Origin of the sequence: Bacillus sp. JJ1521 (genome assembly GCF_036965165.1) — a bacterium.
Classification (GTDB): Bacteria; Bacillota; Bacilli; order Bacillales; family Bacillaceae_L; genus Ferdinandcohnia.
Map to the genome: position 1 here is coordinate 22,043 of NZ_JBALOX010000122.1, position 2,790 is coordinate 24,832.

2 protein-coding genes are annotated in these 2,790 nt (G+C 35.3%); one reads left to right on the forward strand and one right to left on the reverse strand.

The annotated features are described in order from the left end of the window. Positions 1-2 precede the first annotated feature (2 nt). A complete protein-coding gene (locus tag V7147_RS16570) occupies positions 3-1,346 on the forward strand; it encodes a sodium-dependent transporter (protein ID WP_335368939.1) in 1,344 nt (447 codons plus the stop codon). Between the two features lie 44 nt (positions 1,347-1,390). On the opposite strand, the gene V7147_RS16575 is transcribed toward V7147_RS16570, so the two are convergent. Next, positions 1,391-2,728 (reverse strand): hemolysin family protein, encoded by a 1,338-nt coding sequence (locus V7147_RS16575; RefSeq protein WP_335368940.1) that lies wholly within the window; start codon positions 2,726-2,728, stop codon positions 1,391-1,393. Positions 2,729-2,790: the final 62 nt, after the last annotated feature.

The window sequence follows — 2,790 nt, forward strand, 5'->3', positions numbered from 1 at the left end:
GATTGAAGCAATCTGAACAATGGTCTTCGAAATTAAGCTTTATTTTAGCGGCAGCAGGATCTGCTATCGGATTGGGGGCAATATGGAAATTCCCCTATGTGGCAGGTACTAGTGGTGGTGGCATTTTTTTCGTTATTTTTCTTCTTTTCACACTGTTAATCGGTTTACCACTTTTATTAGCTGAATTTGTAATAGGGAGATCGACACAAAAAAGTGCAATTGAATCTTTCATAGAATTAGCTCCAAACACGAATTGGCACATCATTGGTCGTTTAGGTTTTTTTACAAATGCAATATTACTTTCTTTTTATAGTGTGGTTGGCGGCTGGATCTTAATTTATTTGGTGAGCGGAAGCATTGGTAGATTGAATGGATTGACTGAAACAGAGTACGGGGTGTTTTTTGGAGAAACAATTGCAAATCCAATGCTAGTTGTTTTAGCACAACTCGTATTTATCTTAATCACCATTCTTGTCGTGGCGAAAGGAGTCCAAGCAGGAATAGAGAAAGCAAATAAATGGATGATGCCAGCACTTTTCATCCTTTTTATTGTCATTATCATACGCTCAATTACACTTGAAAACTCTCTTGAGGGAATCTTGTTTATTTTAAAGCCATCCCTTTCATCGCTAACTTCTGACACCATTCTTTTTGCCTTGGGGCAATCCTTTTTCGCACTAAGTGTTGGGGCTTGTACAATGTTAACCTATAGCTCATATCTCTCGAAAAAGGAAAACTTAGTACAGTCCGCGTATTCGATTGTTTTATTAAATATTCTTGTTACACTTTTGGCTGGTTTGGCCATTTTTCCTGCTGTGTTTGCATTTGGCTTAGAGCCCGACGCGGGACCTGTTCTCTTATTTAATGTATTACCGACCGTATTTAGCAATATGCCATTTGGAATGGTCTTTTTAGTCGCTTTTCTTCTCTTGTTTTTATTTGCTACTCTCACTTCGGCATTTTCGATGCTTGAATTAAATGTAGCCATCTTAACTAAGGGTGAAGAACAAAAGCGTAAGTTTTACACCTGGATAGCAGGTCTTGTTATTTTTATTGTAGGGGTGCCGTCAGCGCTTTCTTTCGGAGTATTAAGTGAAGTTCATTTATTTGGAAAATCCATTTTTGATCTAGCAGATTTTCTTGTGAGCAACATTCTCTTACCGATTGGAGCTTTCTTTATTTCCCTTTTTGTATCAGTTAAATTTCCACGTACCACTCTTTTTAAAGAGATGCAAATGGGAAGTAGTATACCCATTTCTTTATTAAAGGCCTGGTTCTTTTTAATACGGTATGTAGTACCAGTTGTTATTATCATCGTCTTTTTGGATAGTTTAGGTATTATTTAAAAAAAAGGGTGTTCCAGTATTTCTTGGAACACCCTTTTTTAGTGTCAATCTTTTTCATCTTCGTTATCTAATGGAGATGTATTCTTAATCACCTTTATTCTCATAATTCGTTTTTCATCCATTTCTAACACTTTGAATGTGTGATTTTCGTGGTCAATTTCTGGATGCACATCTCCTGAGGGAATATACCCTAATTGACCAATCACAAAGCCGCTTAAAGTGTCGTATTCATCTGTTGGAAAGTCAATTTTTAAAAGATCTTCAACTTCATATAAATTGATCGTTCCGGCCATCGAGTATGTATTTTCATCAATTTCAATAAAATCCTCGTCCTCAATTGTGTATTCATCGTATTCGTCAAATATATTCCCAACGATTTCTTCGATTAAGTCCTCAATTGTGACAATCCCGTCTGTCCCACCATATTCATCGATAACTATGGCCATATGAATATTGTTTTTTTGTAGTTCCTTAAATAATTCATTGGTATGCTTTGATTCTAAAACAAAATAAGGATCCCTAAGTAGGTCTTTTAAATCAAAAGTAGTTTCATTACAATCATCAACGAATTTAATCAATTCTTTTGAATGTAAGATTCCAACAATTTGGTCAATGCTTTCATCATAAACCGGAAAGCGTGTGTATTTTTCGACTGTCACAAGATGAACGATTTCTTTTAATGTGTAGTCAAGTGGGATTGCAATAATATTCGTCCGATGTGTCATAATGTCTGATACGGTTTTATTATCAAATTCAAAAATATTATTAATCATGATTTTTTCTGATTCTTGTATTGTGCCTCTTTCTTTACCTACATCTACCATCATCCGAATTTCTTCTTCTGTTACGTTTTCATCTTCAGCATTAGGATCGACTCCAAATAAGCGTACAATTCCATTCGTTGATAACGTAAGTAGCTTTACAAAAGGTGATGTTACCTTCGAAAGTATCGTTAAAGGCCTAGCAGCAGTTAATGAGATTGCTTCTGCTTTTTGTAATGCAAGTCTTTTCGGTACAAGTTCTCCTATTACTAATGTAAAGTAGGATAAAATGAGTGTTATCACAATTACAGAAATAGAGTCCAGAAGTGCTGGTGCAATAGGAACTCCAATCTCGGTTAACCAAGCTGTTAAATAAGTTGCAAAGCTTCCGGCTGCAAATGCACTTGCTAAAAATCCTGCTAATGTGATTCCAATTTGAATTGTAGCTAAAAAACCACTCGGGTTTGAAAGAAGTCTATGTACCAAAATTGCTTTTTTGTCCCCACTGTCAGCCATCATTTTTACTTTGTTATCATTTAATGAAACCAAGGCCATTTCAGAAGCCGCAAAAAATGAATTCAGTAATATCAAAACGACAAGGATTAAAATTTCAACAACCATTTTGAATACCTCCAATGATTAAAAAGAACAAATACTATTTTATCAAATGCACCTTAGCGTAT